The following is a 16,119-nucleotide window of genomic DNA, read 5'->3' as shown; positions in this document are numbered from 1 at the left end:
CCCCATGGCCGCCGTCAACAGGGTTTTCGCCGCTCAACTGGCAGGCCTGCCGGTGTTCGGGCCGGATGGGGAGTCCATCGGCAAGGCCCGTGACCTGGTGGCCGGGCTCCGGCTGGACCACCTGCCGCCCCGGGTGCTCGGGCTGGTCGTCGAGCTGGCGACGCGCAGGCGGGTGTTCGTGCCGATGCTGCGGGTGACCTCGATCGATCCCAACGCCGTCACGCTCGCCACCGGGTCGGTGAACATGCGGCAGTTCCACCAGCGCCCCAACGAGGTGCTGGTGCTCGGCCAGCTCGCCGACGCCCACGCCACCCTGTCCGGCACCGACACCCGGATCGCCGTCTCGGACGCGGCGATGGAGCCGACCCGCACCCGCGACTGGGTGCTGGCGAAGCTGGCGATCCGCGAGCGCACCGGCAGGCTCGGCATCGGCAGGCGCCGCTCCACCCTGCGGGTGGTGCCCTGGTCGGACGTCTCCGGACTGGGCCTTGCCGACCTCAGCGCCCAGCCGCAGGGGGCAGGGCAACTGCTGATCCTGTTCGACACGATGCGCGCCGTGGACGTCGCCGCAACCCTGCGTGACCTGCCGTTGAAGCGCAGGCACGAGGTGGCCGACGCGATGGACGACGAACGTCTCGCCGACGTGATCGAGGAACTGCCCGAGGACGACCAGAAGGACCTGCTCGCGTACCTGCCGGACGAGCGCGCCGCCGACATCCTGGAGGCGATGAACCCGGACGACGCCGCCGACCTGCTCGGTGAGCTGAACCCCGCGGAGCAGAGCCGGCTGCTGGAGCTGATGGAACCGGAGGAGTCGGAGCCGGTGCGGCGGCTGCTGGCGTACTCCTCGGACACCGCAGGCGGGCTGATGACGCCGGAGCCGGTGGTGCTGCCGCCGGACGCGACCGTCGCGGAGGCGCTGGCCCGGATCCGCAACGCCGAACTGCCCGCGGCACTGGCCACCATGGTGTTCGTCTGCCGCCCGCCCACCGAGACGCCCACCGGCCGCTACGTCGGCTGCGTGCACTTCCAGCGGCTGCTGCGCGAACCGCCCGCCGAACTGGTGGCCAGCGCCGTGGACTCCGACCTGGCGGCGTTGCGCCCGACCGCGCAACTCGCCGAGGTCACCCGTTACTTCGCCGCGTACAACCTGGCCTGCGGGCCGGTCGTGGACGCCGAGGACCACCTGCTCGGCGCCGTGACCGTCGACGACGTCCTCGACCACCTGCTGCCCGAGGACTGGCGGGAGACCGGACTGCACGACCTGCCCGGCGACACCGCCGAGGGCCCCGTGGAGGTGGACCGTGCCTGAACCCAGCTCACGGCGCAGGCTGGACCAGCCGCGCACCCAGCGCAGACTGACGCTCAACATCGAACCGGACACCTTCGGCAAGCTCACCGAGCGGGTCGCCCGGTTCCTGGGCACCGGTACCTACCTGTTCTGGCAGACGCTCATCGTCATCATCTGGATCGTGCTGAACCTCACGGCGGTGACGCTGCGCTGGGACCCGTACCCGTTCATCCTGCTCAACCTGGCGTTCTCCACCCAGGCGGCGTACGCGGCACCGCTGATCCTGCTTGCCCAGAACCGGCAGGACGACCGCGACCGGGTGTCGCTGGACGAGGATCGCGCGCGGGCCACCCAGACGAAGGCCGACACCGAGTACCTGGCCAGGGAGCTGGCGGCCCTGCGGCTGGCCATCGGCGAGGTGGCGACGCGGGACTACCTGCGCAGTGAGCTCGACAAGCTGCGTGAGGACCTGAACACCAAGCCGCGCAAGGGAAAGGGCAAACGCGGTGAACCACGTCGGCCCGAGCAGGAGGCGGTGGAGGAACCGGACGACACCCGCGTGCACCGGACGCCCTCCCACGGCGGGCATCCCGGCTGACGGCGGCGGAACGCACGCGCCCCGAGTGCCCGGCGCCGGGTTCGAGCCGCTCGGACCCACGGCGAGGGGCGCACTGCTACCGATACGTAACATGGACGGTGAGGATCGCCCGCCGGCAGCCGAGCCCGGCAGGCTTCCCCGACAGCGCACACCGAACAGCGCTTACCGACAGCGCTACCGACGGCCCCCACAGAAAGCCGGAGCAGTGACGAGCACGCAGCAGCTTCCCAGCGTCGACGACGTCCGTACCGCGCTCGCCGACGTACACGACCCGGAGATCAAGAAGCCGATCACCGATCTCGGGATGGTCAAGGACGTCACCGTCGCCGAGGACGGCGTGGTGACCGTCGAGATCTACCTCACGGTGGCCGGTTGCCCGCTCAAGGCGACCATCACCAAGGAGACCACCGAGGCGGTCGAGAAGGTGGCCGGTGTCCGCGGGGTCAAGGTCGAACTCGACGTGATGAGCGACGAGCAGCGCACCGAACTGCGCAAGTCGCTGCGCGGCGACGCGAGCGAACCGGTGATCCCCTTCGCCCAGCCGGGCTCCATGACCAGGGTGTACTGCGTCGCGTCCGGCAAGGGCGGTGTCGGCAAGTCCAGCGTGACGGTGAACCTGGCCGCCGCGATGGCCGAGCGCGGCCTGTCCGTCGGCGTCGTCGACGCCGACATCTACGGCCACTCGATCCCGCGCATGCTGGGTGCCAGGGAGAAGCCGACCAAGGTCGAGACCATGATCATGCCGCCGCAGGCGCACGGCGTGAAGGTCATCTCGATCGGCATGTTCACCCCGGGCAACGCCCCGGTGATGTGGCGCGGGCCGATGCTGCACCGTGCCCTGCAGCAGTTCCTCGCCGACGTGTTCTGGGGCGATCTCGACATCCTGCTGCTGGACCTGCCGCCGGGCACCGGTGACATCGCGATCTCGGTGGCGCAGCTCATCCCGAACGCGGAGATCCTGGTCGTCACCACACCACAACAGGCCGCCGCCGAGGTGGCCGAGCGGGCGGGCGCGATCGCCCTGCAGACCCGGCAGCGGGTCGCCGGCGTCATCGAGAACATGTCGTACCTCGAGACCCCGGACGGTGCGCGAATGGAGGTCTTCGGCTCCGGCGGCGGGCAGCAGGTCGCCGACTCGCTGACCAAGTCCGTCGGCGCGCCCGTGCCGCTGATCGGTCAGGTCCCGCTGGATCCGAAGCTGCGCGAGCAGGGCGACGAGGGGACACCGATCGTGCTGTCCGATCCGGACGCGCCCGCGTCGAAGGTGCTGCGCGAGGCGGCCTCGACGCTGTCGGTCCGCGCCCGCGGACTGGCGGGCAAGATGCTGAACATGACCCCCGCCGGACGCTGACGAACCGCCGTCCTCACCGGCGTCCGGTGAGGACGGCGCTACCCGCGCCGAGTGGTGCCGCGGTGCTCTTCGTGCCCGTACCGCTTCGCGTTGGTGTACTGGAGCAGCGCTCCTCGCAGGATCGCCAGCGTGCTCCGCTCGCGAGCCGGATCGATGCCGGCCAGCCGGTTGTGGTGCATGTGCAGCAGGGACAACAGGGCGGTGCGAGGTGGGACACCGGGCCGGCCGCCGAGGTCCCGCAGACGGGCGCCGTAGCCCGCGACGGCCGTGGAGCGGCGTTTCCAGACGTCGAGCAGCTCCGCGCCCGCGGGCACGGCCAAACGCCACGCCGAGCCGCCGTCGCGCGGATCGAGAAGCGCGAGCACCGTCGAGCGGGATTCCGGCAGGTCCTGATGCCACCGCCCGCGGGGCAGGACATCCAGCAGCGAAGACGCCCAGCCGGGCTCGCCCGCCCCGGACGCGAAGAAGGCAGCGCAGAGGTCGAGACAGTTCGCCGCCGTCAGCAGTCGAAGGTCCACGTCCAGGCGCCCCTCCCGGCGAAGGGCGAGTTGCGCGATCACCGCCTCGCTGTCGGCGGCGAACGCCACTTCGGCGGCACCGATCGCCTCGGGCCCGCCGTACCGTTCCAGTTCCGGCTCGTAGGTGTCCAGCAGGAGCCTGCCGAGCAGGCCATCGGCGCGCAGCCGCACGGCCATCTCGTGCAGGGCTCGCAGCGTCGTGACCGCCGCGGCGGGCGAGGACGGGCGCAACCTCAGCCGCAGGTGTGGCTCGGGGTCTCGGTAGCGGAGGAAGAACCAGCGGTCGACGGTGCCGGTCAGGGTTTCCGCGAAGTTCGCGAGATGGACGCCCAGCAGCTCGTCGTGCTCGGGTTCGGCGGCATACAGCTTCGCGGAGATCCAGTCGCCACCGGGAAGATGCAGGCTCGGTTCGGGACGGATCCGGCCGGTCACCGAAGCCCTGTCGCGAACCCCGGTTCCGGCCGCCCCGTCCTCCGCGAGGGCTCCGTTTCGCAGCAGCGGCATCACGAGTTCGCTGTGGTGGTCGCCCGCCGGGCCGGGCAACCAGCCGATCCCGGCGTCCGGATGGGCGAAGGACTCGAGCAGCGTCGCGGGCGCCTGCTTCGGGCAGTCCGTGTGCAACAGCCTGAGGTGGAGCACGCGATCGAGGTCGAGCGGCAGGGGCTGCCGTCCGGCCAGCAGTACGTGCCGCGGCACGGCCCAGCGGGTGCGCCACTGATCGAAAAGCTCGCGCCAGCGGGAGAAGTCCGGTTCGGCATCGGGCAGCCACCCGGGCATTCGCCAGCGGGCCGGGCACAACACCGTGCGCCGGTACCGCACCCCTGGCAGGTACGGCAGCCGGTCCAGCGCACCCCACCTCCACCGGGACCACCCTCGGTGGCAGCCGTGCGCACCGACGTCGTGCAGGAACCGGACCTCGGCGGGCGCCCATTTCGGGTTGAGCATGTGGAAACCGAAGGGAACGATCTCCCGGTCGAGTGAGACGGACATCAGGTAGAGCCGACGACGGTCCGCACCGACCACGACATCGCCCATCGTGACCACGTCCGGGCCTTCCCCGAGAACATCGACGGCGAGCCGTCGCGGTAGCCAGTGCGGCACCCTGGTCAGGTTCGCGGTCTCCGGATGGAACGGTGCGACGGCCAGTTGCAGGGGCAACGCGGTGCCCGTGGTCGCCGCGTGTGTGCGGGCCGTCTCGGCGAGCACGGCCTGCTCGTCCGGGCCGAACATGTGGGCCAGTCGGGCGGAGGCCGCCCCGGCCACCGGCGAGTCAAGCCCACTGAGCACCAGGTCGAACTCGCCGCGATCCACCGCGGCCGCGGAATCGGCCAGCAGGTGCGCGCCCAGTTCCAGACTGGGCGGGAGTGGCAGGTCGTTACCCGCGAGCCGGGCCACATCCCGCTCGCCGAGCCGGATCTCCCGGTCACCGCGCAGTGCCGCCTCCTGGACCAGCTCGCCCAGAACGTGTTCACGGTCCACATCGCCCACCGGCTCCGGTTCGTCCGGCCTGGTGCTGAGCGGATAACCGGCGGGCGGTCCGAGGCCGATCGTCGGATCGAGCAGTTCACCGAGCGGTACCAGCCGGTCGACGCCGTACCGTTCGAGGAAGTCCTGGTGGTAGTCGTGCAGCCGGGCCGGGTGCCGGTGGCCCGGTGCCAGGCGCCACAGGACCTCGGCGGCGCGGGCGGCCTCGTCGGTCACCTCCCGAGGAAGCCGTATCTCGGCGTCCAGGCGCAGGTCCAGGTGCACCGGCCGGTCGCATGGGTACAGTCCGCGCATCCGCGAGGCCAGGTCGATCACGTCCGCCTGGTCCGCCGAGGCTCCTTCGGCACGTCGCAGCGACGCGTCGACGCCGCTCAGCTCGGTCCGCACCCGGTCCGGCCCCGTCCCGAGCCGGGCCAGCACGTGCTCCAGTGGACGTTCGGCATCCGGTGGGGGCGACAGGTCGGTCAGCAGGAAGCGATGCTCGACCAGGTGGGCGAGCATCCCCTCGACGGCCTCGGCGGGCGCCGCCGGGAAGGTCGAGCGCAAGTGCTTCTCGAGGTCGGCTCCCCGCACCGGCCGCCGCGCGAAACGCACCAGCTCCCGGACCGGGGCGGTCAGCCGAACCGACACCTGCGGGGTGGAGAAGCCGCTGTGGCTCAGCACCAGGCGTCCGCCGCCGTACCGGCATCGATCGTTCAGCACGACCCGCAGAACCCGCAGCAACTCGATCTGCCGGGCGTGTTCCGCAACGATCCGGGAGAGCCAGCGCATGTCCGGCCGGGGATACCGATGGTGCTCGCCGCCGAGACGTGCAGTCGCCCGTCGGCCGGGGGCGTCGTCGATCGGTACGAAGGCCGCGCCCGCGAGCGTCCCGGCCGGGGTCGCCCTCGCCGACAGCCGCAGCCGGTAGCGCGTCAGGGCCAGTGCCAGGCGGCGCAGCCTGGGGAGACCGAGCGAGTCGCCGGAGAGGATCCGCTCCCACTGCCGGGAAAGGGCCGGGCTGGACAGCGTCACGGCGTCCCACAGGGTCCGGTCCTTGGCGAGCACCTCCAGGTACGACACGGTTCGGCCGGTTTCGTCCGGCCGGCCGGGGAGCACCGTCAGCGACGGCTCCGGTGGACGATCCGGTGCCGGGCGGAGCGGGAGAACGGGGGCGCGCAACACGACGAATCCGGCACCGCGCAGTTCACCCATCACCCCCACCACTTCCCGGCTCGGGACGTTCCCCTCCGGCACGGAGATCCGTGCCGGAGGGGAACGGCAAGGCGTTGCCGCAAACGACCTCAGCCGCAGATGGGGTCATCGGGGTTGCCGGAGCTGTCGCGCGAGTCCATCGCGGACCTGGCCGCGGTCACCGGCCGGGTCCGCAGGTCGAGATCGAACTCGTTCATCGCGTTCACATCGACGTTGTCCATGGCCTGCCACTTCCTCTACCTATCGGATTTCCTGAAAGCGCGTTCTTCACTCGATCCCGTTTCAGTCGGCCGGACCGCCCACCTCCTTTCCTGCTCGGTTGCCGGAGCCGGCAGGGCGCACGAGTTCGTCGGCCCGCCAGCCCGCGATTCGCGTTCGCGCGAACGTGTCGGCCTCGTCGTGCGTCAATCCCCGATCCCGTTCCAGCGACCGGACGAGCTCGGAGAACGGTCTGCCGTCCAGCAGGGCCCACAGTTCCGCTTCCGATTCCGATATCACTTTCCCGCGTGTCGTCCCGGACAGCGCGATGGTGTCGTGCCAGCGTCCGAGCATGGCTTCCGGCCTGCGCGCCGGCCCACGATTGTCCGGGGCGGGCAACACCGGCAGCGTGTCGACCGCTTGGTACCAGCCCCGCAACACGGCGTGCATGCTGATGTGCGTCGCGGCCCGCAGCCGCAGTTCCACCAGTCGGCGTACCTCGTCCTCGTTCAGTTCGGCGGAGGCCAAGCCGAACAACTGGGAGCCGTGCTCGTCGAGCAGTTCGGCGAAACAGTCGTGTCGCGCCAGGCGGCGGAAGAGGAACTTGGTACTGACGTACAGATCGTCGACACCACAGAGCGCTATCTCGCCCGCGCAGCGCATCGCGTCCCCGGAAGCGCCGAGCGCGGTGGCGAGGTCACCACTGTCGAGGGTGCCCGAGACATCGTCCAGATAGGACTGCAGGCGGGCCGCCCAGACCACCATGAGCACGCGACGCAGTGCGTTCCGGTCCAGTGAAGCGAGCGCTCGCGCGCCGCGCTCGTCGCTGTGCAGCACCGAGCCGATCACCAGCCTGACCGGGAGCGCCCAGCGGTTGAGTTCGTCGATACCGAACCGCTGGCGATCGATCGGGCTGGTGTCCAGGTCGGCGACCTCGGCGGCCACCGCCTCGACACCGAAGGTCGTCAGCGGCGTCGCGTCGATCTTGAACTTCCCCCACGGCCGGGAACCACCGGCGAACGCATCGGCGTCCCGCTGGTCGTGGAAGAGAAGGTAGAGGTCGAGGTCGGAGGTGGCGTGACCGAGCCCGGCTCCCCGGCTGCCGGACAGCACCGCGGCACCGATCTTGTCCGGTTCGGTCCGCTCGGCGAGGAAACGCCGTACCTCCGCCAGGTGCGCGGGGCCGAACCCCTGGTCGGGAAAGCGCCACCGGCTGCCCGTGCGCATCGTGGTCATGCCGGTTCGCTCCGGCCGGCCCCACTCGGCACCGGTGTGGCCATCATGGCGAGCACGACGTCGACAGTGGCCGACACCGACTCGTCCTTCGTCCCTCCGCGAACCGTCACCTCGGTCCACCCAGCTCCGCCGGCCAGAACTCGCAACTCGTCCTGGAGACGTTCCTGGAACGACACGAAGCTCGACTCGCCACCTGCCCCGGTCAGTCCGAAATGCTCGGTGAAGGTGAGATCCCGTGCGGCCGTCTTGCGCTGGAGAGCGGTCCGCGGGTCACCGGTGAGCAACACCCCCATCGACGGCGCGGCCCAGGTTCGGAGGCAGCTCCACAGGAACGATCGGAACTCCCGGACCGGCTCGGCGTCGGAGTTCCGGGGTAGCGATCGATCGGCGAGCACGATCGACTTCACTACGGCTTTGATTCCATGGCTGTCCTGGATGACGGTGCACCCCTCGGCCAACGCGGGACGGACAACCAGTTCGTGCATCAGCAACTGTGCCGCGAGCATGGACAGGCCCGCCGCCAGCAGGCTTTCCGGGCGATTCGACGCGATGTCGAGGCGGCCCAGATCTCGTTCGGTGACGAGAGGTTCACCCGCGTCCGAGACCAGGTTCTTGCCGCGCGAGGCCAATGTGTCCAGCACGGCAATGCCCTCGCTGTCCCGCGCTCCTGCGTAGAGAGCTCCCACCGTTGAGGTCAGCAAGGGCCGCAACAGGCTCGCCCGCAGGTCGGATCCGGGACGTAGGTATTCGTTCCAGGACGGCGTGACCACGGTGTGGCCGGTGGCCCGCAGTTCCGCGGCCACCGCGGCGGCCACAGTCGTCTTGCCTATTCCGTCAATTCCCGTAAAAGCCAAATAGTTCGCCGAAGAGTCTTTTTGCAAGTAATAGACACCTCATCCGCAAATCAGCGAGGCCGCCCCAGACCATCCGTTGCCGACGGACGCTACATGACCACTTCGTTGACAGCAAGGATTCGCGAACTCGCATCATCCGTTGATCGGGTCGCCTTCTCGGCCGACAAAAACGATCAAAATCCGCGGCCAACGTACTAGGCCGTTTAGGCCATAACTCCTACGGAAGTAGGATAACCAGAACTAATCCGTGGATAATTCCATATCACGGCGTCCCACTGCCGCTCTTCCCGCCGATTACGGCCGAACATGGGCGGCGAACCACGGAACAGCATCGTGCGCGACCACCATTCAGACGCCACCGAATGTATTCGCCGTCAAAAATACGAAAAAAATCTCGTCGACGACGAGCACCCCCTTGCTGGGTGAACCCATCGCACAATTACACAAAGCGAGAGTGTCGATCACATGGCGTGAAGTACGCCGTCTGTTTCGACACTCGGCCCGAACGGCCCCGCGGAAGAGACAGACGCGAACCGGTTCGGCCAGCTCATGGTGCTGTACACCGCCCCCGTCGTCCCGGACGTGATCCTAGGTGGCGTCCGGGTCCACGGGGGCCTTCTCCCCGGGCTTGAGCGATTCGGCCTCGGGCTTCGTCTGCGGTGCCGAGGCGTTCGGGTAGCCGTTCTGCTTGGCGCCCCCGTTACCGCCGTTACCGCCGTTGCCCTGGAACGACTTGAGGCCGGTGGGATCCTCGTCGCCGTCGAAGATGTGCTGGGTGACCGCGCGCTTCGGGTCGAAGTTGCGCAGCCCGCGCAGGTCCTCCAGCGGCTTGCGGAACTCCTCGAAGTCGGAGCCCACCTCGTCCTTGAGCTGCTGGCGCGCGCCGGTGGCGAACTCCCGCACCTTGCGCATGCTCTTGCCCATCCAGGCGGCCGCCTCGGGCAGCCGCTCGGGGCCGAGGATGAACAGGCCCGCGACGATCAGGACGAGGATCTCTCCCCATCCAACGCTCTCGAACACCTGGGAACCTCCGCCTTCCTTCTCGTTCCGCATCGACCTCGGTCCGGCGGCCGACGACGAACGAGCCCGGCCGTCGGCCGGGTACCTGCCGCCCCAGCCTACCGCCCGGGCGGGTCCCGGCGTCAGTCCGAACCGAGGGTGACGTCCACGGTGAGCTGTCGTCCCTGGCGGACGAGCTGTACCGGCACGACCTCACCGATCTCGTGCTCACGCACGGCGACGGTCAGCTCGGCGGCGTTACGGACGGTGCGGTCGCCGAGCTTGGTGATCACGTCGCCCTCCGCCACGCCCGCGCCGGCCGCGGGACCGCCGGGGTTGACGTTCTGCACCTGCGCGCCCTCGGAGGTGTTGGCGGCCACGGAGTTCGCGTTGACGCCGAGGTCCGCGTGCTTGACCTGGCCGTCACGGATGAGCGACTCGCTGATCCGTACCGCCTGGTCGATGGGGATGGAGAAGCCGAGACCGATACTGCCGCCCTCGCCCTCCCCCGCGCTGACGGTGCGGATCAGCGCGTTGATCCCGACCAGCGCGCCCCGCGAGTCGACCAGCGCGCCACCGGAGTTGCCGGGGTTGATCGCGGCGTCGGTCTGGATGGCGTCGAAGGTGACCGGTGGCTCGCCGTTCTCGCCGGGTGCGGTGACCGGGCGGTTCAGTGCGCTGACGATGCCCTCGGTGACGGTGTTCTCCAGGCCGAACGGCGAACCGACGGCGACCACCGTGTCTCCGGGGGAGAGCTCCGCGGACTTGCCCACCTCGATGACGACCGGGTTGGCGATCGGCACCTTGATGACGGCGAGGTCGGTCTTGGGGTCGACCCCGACGATCTGCGCCTCGGCGCGGGTGCCGTCGGTGAAGACGGTGGTGATCTTCGCCTGCTTGTCCTTCACCGCCGTCGCGACCACGTGGTTGTTGGTGAGCACGTACCCCGCCGGGTCGATGACGACGCCGGAGCCGACCCCACCGGACTGGCCGGACTTGACCTCGATGGAGACGACCGAGGGCGACACCCGGTTGGCGATGTCCGAGATCGAGCCCGCGGGACGTTCCTTGCCGGCCGTGGCCTCGGCGATGTTCAGCTCCCCGGTCAGCTCCTCACCGCGGTCGGCGAGCCACCAGCCGGCGACGCCGCCGCCCGCGCCGACGACGAGCGCGATCACCGCGAGCAGACCCAGCGCGAGTGGTTTGACCCGCCTGCCGAACAGCAGCTCCGGCAGGCTCAGCAACGCCCCGGCCGGCCGTTCCTTCTCGTCCTCGGGGGTCTCCTCGGTGGCGACGGCCGGTCCGGCCAGTACCGCTCCCGCCGCCGGGTCGCGCCAGGGGTCGGCCCGCTCGGACCACAGCGGGGCGTCGGCACCGTCCCGGCCGCGGGCCCTGCCGTCATCGTCGTGCGGGCGTTGGAGCACCACGTCCTCCGCGCCGGGCGGGCGGCTGAACGCCTCGGTGAGTGATTCGGGGGGCGGTGGGGCGAGCGGCAGCGCACCGGTTCCGTTCCCCCGGCCGTTCGCCGCGCCGTTCGCGTTGCCGCGCCTGCCACCGGTCGAGTCGGGGGCGTGCAGCACGTCGAACGCACCGTGGACGCCCTGCGGCCTGCCGAAGGTGGCGGCCTGTCCAGGATCCACCGGGGGGCGGCGCACCGGGCGGGGCGCGAGACGTTCCGGGTCGGGACGTTCCGGGTCGGGTTCGGGCGGCCTGGTCATCGGCACGGTCCTGCCGCACGAGCCGCGGCACGCCGCCGGGAGCGATTCATCGCCACGCTCGTCAACGCTCCTTGCTCTCCGGGTCCGGTGTCCGGCCCACTCGCCCTCGTCGCCACTGCGGCGCCGCCGGTGACCATACGCCAAGCCGTTACTGCGGAAAGTGTGCCGTGGAGCCGGTGAAGTCGGCGTCGGGTCGCGGCCGGGACGCCGTGCGGCGACGCGGATGCGAGCGGATCAGCGGGCCTGCCATGGCGCGGCCGTGGCTGTGCTGAGCGGGGAGCTGCCCGTGGCCGGAACCTGCTTCGACGGCGGAGCCGTCGACGAGGGTGGAGCGGGCGGGGCGGTGGTACCGAACTGCGCGCGCAGCACCCCTGCCGTGGGGGCGCCGGGCACCGGGGCCCGCTCGCCCTCCTCGTCGGGGGCGACGACGACGAGCGCGAGTGCACTCAGCACCAGGCCGGACACGACGACACCCGCACCCTGTGCGGCGCGGCGCCTGCCGCCGAGCACCTTCTCGGAGTTGCCCAGCGGCGCGGACGTACCCAGGGGTGCACCCGACCCCAGTGGGGCGCCGCCGAGGCCGCCGAGTGCGGCGAACCGGTCCGGGCGCTGGATGGCGACGAGCTGACCGTCCTCGGTGATCGCCAGGTTGTCCGGCGCGGTGGGAAGTTCGGTGTCCTGTGGGATGGAGCGCAGGCTGGCGAGGAAACCATCGGACATCGATGGCGCTCCCGCGTCCTGTACCGCGGACCGGACCTGGCGCTGGGCGGCGATGTCGGCGGCGCAGCCCGGGCAGCGCGCGGCGTGCGCGGCGGCCCGCTCACGTGCTCCGAGCGTCAGCTCGCCGTCCACGAACGCCACCACCGCGTCGGGCAGCAGGTGGGATTCGGGCAGGCTCCAGCCCCGGGCTTCGGTCATACCGCCATCTCCGCGATCTCGGTGCGCTGCGCGCGCCGGCGCTCCATCGAGGCGCGCAGCGCCTGACGGCCGCGGTGGATCCGGCTGCGGACGGTGCCCAGCTTCACGTCGAGCGTCGCGCCGATCTCCTCGTAGGAGAGGCCTTCGACGTCGCAGAGCACGACGGCGGCGCGGAACTCGGGCGGCAACTCGTCGAGCGCGGCCTGCAGATCGGGGTCGAGGTGCGTGTCGGACCACACCTGTTCGGGGCTCGGGTCGTCACCGACGATGCGGTCGGTGTCCTCCGGCAGCCCCTCCATGCGCACCCGGGAACGGCGGCGCGCCATGTCCAGGAACAGGTTGGTGGTGATGCGGTGCAGCCAGCCCTCGAAGGTGCCGGGCTTGTAGGACGCCAGCGAGCGGAACACCCTGATGAAGGTCTCCTGCGTCAGGTCCTCCGCGTCGTGGGTGTTGCCGGACAGGCGGTACGCGAGCCGGTAGACGCGGTCGGCATGCTCGCGCACGACCTCGTCCCACGACGGGGGCGTCCAGGCGGCGTCGCCCTGGTCGCCTGCCGTGCTCACCACGGCGGGCTGGGCGGCCGTCGGCCGCTGCGCGATCATCTGGCTGTTCTGCATCGGCAGTGAAGGCACCTCCATCAGGCTGATCTCCCTACTTTCCCCCCAACGCGCGAAGCGCACCGGGTGTTCCCGCGTCGCCTGGTTCTCCAGGACGCTTCCCAGTCTCGCGTCCTTGCTTATGGTTCTGGTGAGACCGGGCTGAGAGGAGCCTGAGACTTCGGCTCGAACGGCTGAGCACTTCGCCGCGTCGGGAGAGCCTGCACGGATATATCGACACTGAGCGCTAACCTCCTCCGGTGACCCCCGAGATCCGCCTGCCCGCGTCGGCCGACGCGAACGCCTATGTCGAGGGCTATCTGGCCGACGACGAGACAGTGGCCGGTGCGCGCGGACGTGCGGACGACCTCGGCTGTGTGCCGGTGAGCGCCGCGACGGGCGCCGCGCTCAGCTTTCTGACGGCGACGCTGCGGGCGCGTGCCGTGGTCGAGATCGGCACGGGCGTCGGAGTCAGCGGGCTGTACCTGCTGCGCGGCATGGTCCCGGACGGCGTGCTGACCTCGATCGACATCGAGCCGGAGTACCACCGGGCCGCGCGTCAGACGTTCGCCCAGACCGGGATCCCCTCCGGCCGGGCGCGGCTGATCATGGGGCGCGCGCTCGACGTGCTGCCCCGGCTCACCTCGGGCAACTACGACCTGGTCTTCATCGACGCCGCGCACGTGGAGTATCCGCACTACTACGAGCACGGCGTGCAGTTGCTGCGACCGGGCGGCGTCATCGTCTTTCACAACGTGCTGGCGGGCGGCCGGGTGGGCGATCCGGCGAGGCGGGACCCGGAGACGCTGGCGTTGCGGGAGGTCACCAGGGCCGTCCGGGACGACGAGCGGCTCGCCCCGGCGCTGCTGCCGGTCGGTTCGGGTCTGCTGGTGGCGGCCTGCTCCGGGGACGCCACGGCCTGACTGCGCGCCACGAGCACGGCCAGCGCGGCCAGCGCGAGCCAGCCGGAGGTGGCGCCGACCAGCGCCGTCCAGCCGCCGTGGGTGTAGACGATGCCGCCCGTCGTCCCGCCGATACTGCTGCCCAGGTAGTAGGCGAGGGTGTACAGCCCCGAGGCCTGCCCCCTGGCGTGCGCGGGTGCCTCGGCGGCCACCCAGCCGTTGGCCACGGCGTGCGCGGCGAAGAACCCGCCGGTGAGCACGACGAATCCGGTGGCGACGAGGGGCAGCGAGTCGGGCAGGGTCAGCAGCGCGCCCGCCGCGGTGAGGCCGAGCGCGCCGAGGCTGGTCCGCACCCGGCCGAAGCGTCCGACGAGACGTCCGGCGGCCAGCGAGGACACCGAACCCATCGCATAGGCGAGGAACACCAGTGAGGCGATCGCGGGTGACAGGTCGAGCGGTTCGCCGGTGAGCCGGAACCCGGCGACGTTGTATAGGCCGACGAACGCGCCCATCGCCAGCAGCGCCACGGCGTACTGGGCGAGCAGCACCCGGCTGCGCAAGGCGACGCCGAGTCCATTGAGGACGGTACGGGTGGGCACCGGGCGGCGGGAGCGTCGCGGCGGTCCGGCGGGAAGCGCGCGCACGGCGACGGCCGCGCACACCAGCGACACCCCGCCGACGACGGCGAGTGCGCCGTGCCAGCCGATGGCGTCCGCGGCGAAACCGGCGGCCAGCCTGCCCGTCATGCCGCCGACGGTGTTGCCCGCGATCATCGCGCCGACGGCCGCCGCGACCCCGGTGGCGCCGAGCCGTTCGACCAGGTAGGCGGAGGCGACCCCGGGGAAGCCGGCGATGGCGACGCCCTGCAGCGCCCGGAGCACCAGCAGCACCTCGTAGGAGGGCGCGAACGGCAGCAGCAGGCCGAGCAGCACGGACGCGAGCAGCGAGGTGATGATCACCGCGCGCCTGCCGACGATCTCGGACAGTGCGGCGATCGGCACCACCGCGATCGCCAGCGCCGCCGTCGCGACGCTGACCGCCAGCGAGGCACCGCCGGGGTCGAGGCCGAAGTCGGCGGCGAGTTGCGGCAGCACCGGCTGTGGCGCGTAGAGCAACGCGAAGGAGGAGATGCCCGCCGCGGCGACGGCGATGGTCACCCGCCTGGTGTCCGGAGATCGTCTCTGCACACGGGCGACGCTAGGCCGGGAGGAATTGATACGTCTAATACGTAGATCGGCAATAATCCATACGATGACGGATGAGACAGACGCTCTGTCCTCGGATCACCAGCTTGCCGCCGACATCGCCCCCGACCTGGCACTCCTGGTCGCCCTCGGGCGGATGGGCAACGTCACACGCGCGGCCGAACTGCTCGGCGTCCCGCAACCGACGGTGAGCAGGCGCCTGGCCGCGCTGGCCGAGCGGGTCGGCGCGCCGCTGACACTGCCCGCCGGTCGCGGAATCCAGCTCACCAGCGTGGCGAAGCTGCTGGTGGCCGGGGCCGAGCGGGCGCTCGCCGAACTCGCCGCCGGGGCGCGCCAGGCCAGGGAGGAGCTGGAACCGGGTCGCGGCCACGTCGTCCTCGGCTTCCTGCACCTGCTCGGCCGTTCGCTGGTGCCCGAGCTGCTGCGCGAGTTCCGCAGGAACCACCCGCACGTACGGTTCCGGCTCGTCCAGGGGTCCCGGGACGACGTGCTCGCGCACCTGCGCGCGGGCGAGGTGGATCTCGCGTTCGTCGCGCCGCTGCCCACCGGCGACGACACACTCGCCGGGCACGTTATGTCCGAGCAGGAGCTGTTGCTGTCGGTGCCGGAGTCGCACCGGCTCGCCGGACGCAGGCAGGTGCGCGTCGCCGAACTCGCCGAGGAGGACTTCGTGATGCTGGAACGGGGCTACGGCGTCCGGCAGATCACCGACGAACTCTGCGCGGCGGCGGGTTTCCGGCCGCGGATCACGTTCGAGGGCCAGGAGTCGGACACCGTGCGCGGGCTCGTCGCGGCGGGCCTGGGCGTCGCGCTGCTGCCGCAGTTTGAACCCGCGCTGCCGGCGGGCGTGGTCGAACTGCCGCTGCGGCCCAGGGCGACCCGGTCGATCGGCCTGGTCTGGCGGGACGGCCTCTACCTCACCCCGGCCGTACGCACCTTCCGCGAGTTCGTCCTGACCCGCTGACCCGCCTGCCGACCCCCGAACCCCCCAAGAAACGCAATACGTCGACGTATTGCGATCCATCGTGCACAAGGTATCGCAATATGTCGACGTAT

General features: G+C 70.8%; 13 protein-coding genes and 1 pseudogene. 5 read left to right on the top strand and 9 right to left on the bottom strand.

What is annotated here, in order from left to right:
- The first annotated feature begins 4 nt into the window (after positions 1-4).
- The 3 genes from CFN78_RS02920 (at position 5) to CFN78_RS02910 (ending at position 3,240) form a co-directional block, all read left to right on the top strand.
- Entirely contained in the window at positions 5-1,312 is a 1,308-nt protein-coding gene (locus CFN78_RS02920) for a magnesium transporter MgtE N-terminal domain-containing protein (protein WP_094860911.1), read from the top strand.
- On the top strand, positions 1,305-1,889 hold the full coding sequence (locus CFN78_RS02915; protein ID WP_094860910.1) for a DUF1003 domain-containing protein: 585 nt from the start codon (positions 1,305-1,307) through the stop codon (positions 1,887-1,889). The genes CFN78_RS02920 and CFN78_RS02915 overlap by 8 nt, the downstream gene beginning before the upstream one ends.
- A 205-nt stretch (positions 1,890-2,094) precedes the next feature.
- On the top strand, positions 2,095-3,240 hold the full coding sequence (locus CFN78_RS02910; protein WP_094860909.1) for an Mrp/NBP35 family ATP-binding protein: 1,146 nt from the start codon (positions 2,095-2,097) through the stop codon (positions 3,238-3,240).
- Between the two features lie 38 nt (positions 3,241-3,278).
- On the opposite strand, the gene CFN78_RS02905 is transcribed toward CFN78_RS02910, so the two are convergent.
- The 8 genes from CFN78_RS02905 to sigE form a co-directional block, all read right to left on the bottom strand.
- Positions 3,279-6,437, bottom strand: a complete 3,159-nt coding sequence (locus tag CFN78_RS02905; protein WP_094860908.1) for a lantibiotic dehydratase — start codon at positions 6,435-6,437, stop codon at positions 3,279-3,281.
- A gap of 89 nt (positions 6,438-6,526) precedes the next feature.
- The gene (locus tag CFN78_RS30040) at positions 6,527-6,658 is read right to left on the bottom strand and encodes a hypothetical protein (RefSeq protein WP_276307315.1); all 132 of its coding nucleotides are present in this window, start codon (positions 6,656-6,658) and stop codon (positions 6,527-6,529) included.
- 61 nt (positions 6,659-6,719) lie between these two features.
- Complete coding sequence (locus tag CFN78_RS02900; RefSeq protein WP_094860907.1) at positions 6,720-7,871, bottom strand: hypothetical protein; 1,152 nt, start codon at positions 7,869-7,871, stop codon at positions 6,720-6,722.
- The gene (locus tag CFN78_RS02895) at positions 7,868-8,686 is read right to left on the bottom strand and encodes a hypothetical protein (RefSeq protein WP_094860906.1); all 819 of its coding nucleotides are present in this window, start codon (positions 8,684-8,686) and stop codon (positions 7,868-7,870) included. Before CFN78_RS02895 ends, CFN78_RS02900 begins: the two co-directional genes overlap by 4 nt.
- Positions 8,687-9,313: 627 nt before the next feature.
- Positions 9,314-9,745, bottom strand: coding sequence for a Sec-independent protein translocase protein TatB (gene tatB, locus CFN78_RS02890; RefSeq protein WP_094861112.1), 432 nt, complete (start codon positions 9,743-9,745; stop codon positions 9,314-9,316).
- 122 nt (positions 9,746-9,867) lie between these two features.
- On the bottom strand, positions 9,868-11,442 hold the full coding sequence (locus tag CFN78_RS02885) for a S1C family serine protease (protein WP_094860905.1): 1,575 nt from the start codon (positions 11,440-11,442) through the stop codon (positions 9,868-9,870).
- Between the two features lie 234 nt (positions 11,443-11,676).
- The gene (locus tag CFN78_RS02880) at positions 11,677-12,360 is read right to left on the bottom strand and encodes a zf-HC2 domain-containing protein (protein WP_094860904.1); all 684 of its coding nucleotides are present in this window, start codon (positions 12,358-12,360) and stop codon (positions 11,677-11,679) included.
- Positions 12,357-12,998: an RNA polymerase sigma factor SigE gene (gene sigE / locus CFN78_RS02875; RefSeq protein ID WP_094860903.1), complete on the bottom strand. Its 642-nt coding sequence runs from the start codon at positions 12,996-12,998 to the stop codon at positions 12,357-12,359. The genes CFN78_RS02880 and sigE overlap by 4 nt, the downstream gene beginning before the upstream one ends.
- 218 nt (positions 12,999-13,216) lie before the next feature.
- Between sigE and CFN78_RS02870 the strand changes: the two genes are divergently transcribed.
- Positions 13,217-13,879: an O-methyltransferase gene (locus CFN78_RS02870; protein ID WP_094860902.1), complete on the top strand. Its 663-nt coding sequence runs from the start codon at positions 13,217-13,219 to the stop codon at positions 13,877-13,879.
- 11 nt (positions 13,880-13,890) lie between these two features.
- Here the strand turns inward: CFN78_RS02870 and CFN78_RS02865 are convergent.
- Positions 13,891-15,015: pseudogene (locus tag CFN78_RS02865) on the bottom strand (MFS transporter); the annotation flags it as partial.
- Between the two features lie 94 nt (positions 15,016-15,109).
- On the opposite strand from CFN78_RS02865, the gene CFN78_RS02860 reads away from it, so the two are divergent.
- Positions 15,110-16,027 carry a LysR family transcriptional regulator gene (locus tag CFN78_RS02860; RefSeq protein WP_094860901.1) on the top strand — a complete coding sequence of 306 codons (918 nt, stop codon included), beginning with the start codon at positions 15,110-15,112 and terminating at the stop codon, positions 16,025-16,027.
- Positions 16,028-16,119 lie beyond the last annotated feature (92 nt).

Source organism: Amycolatopsis antarctica, assembly GCF_002262875.1.
Classification (GTDB): Bacteria; Actinomycetota; Actinomycetes; order Mycobacteriales; family Pseudonocardiaceae; genus Amycolatopsis; species Amycolatopsis antarctica.
Note: the sequence above shows the minus strand (reverse complement) of the source record. Positions and strands in the feature narration are given on the sequence as shown.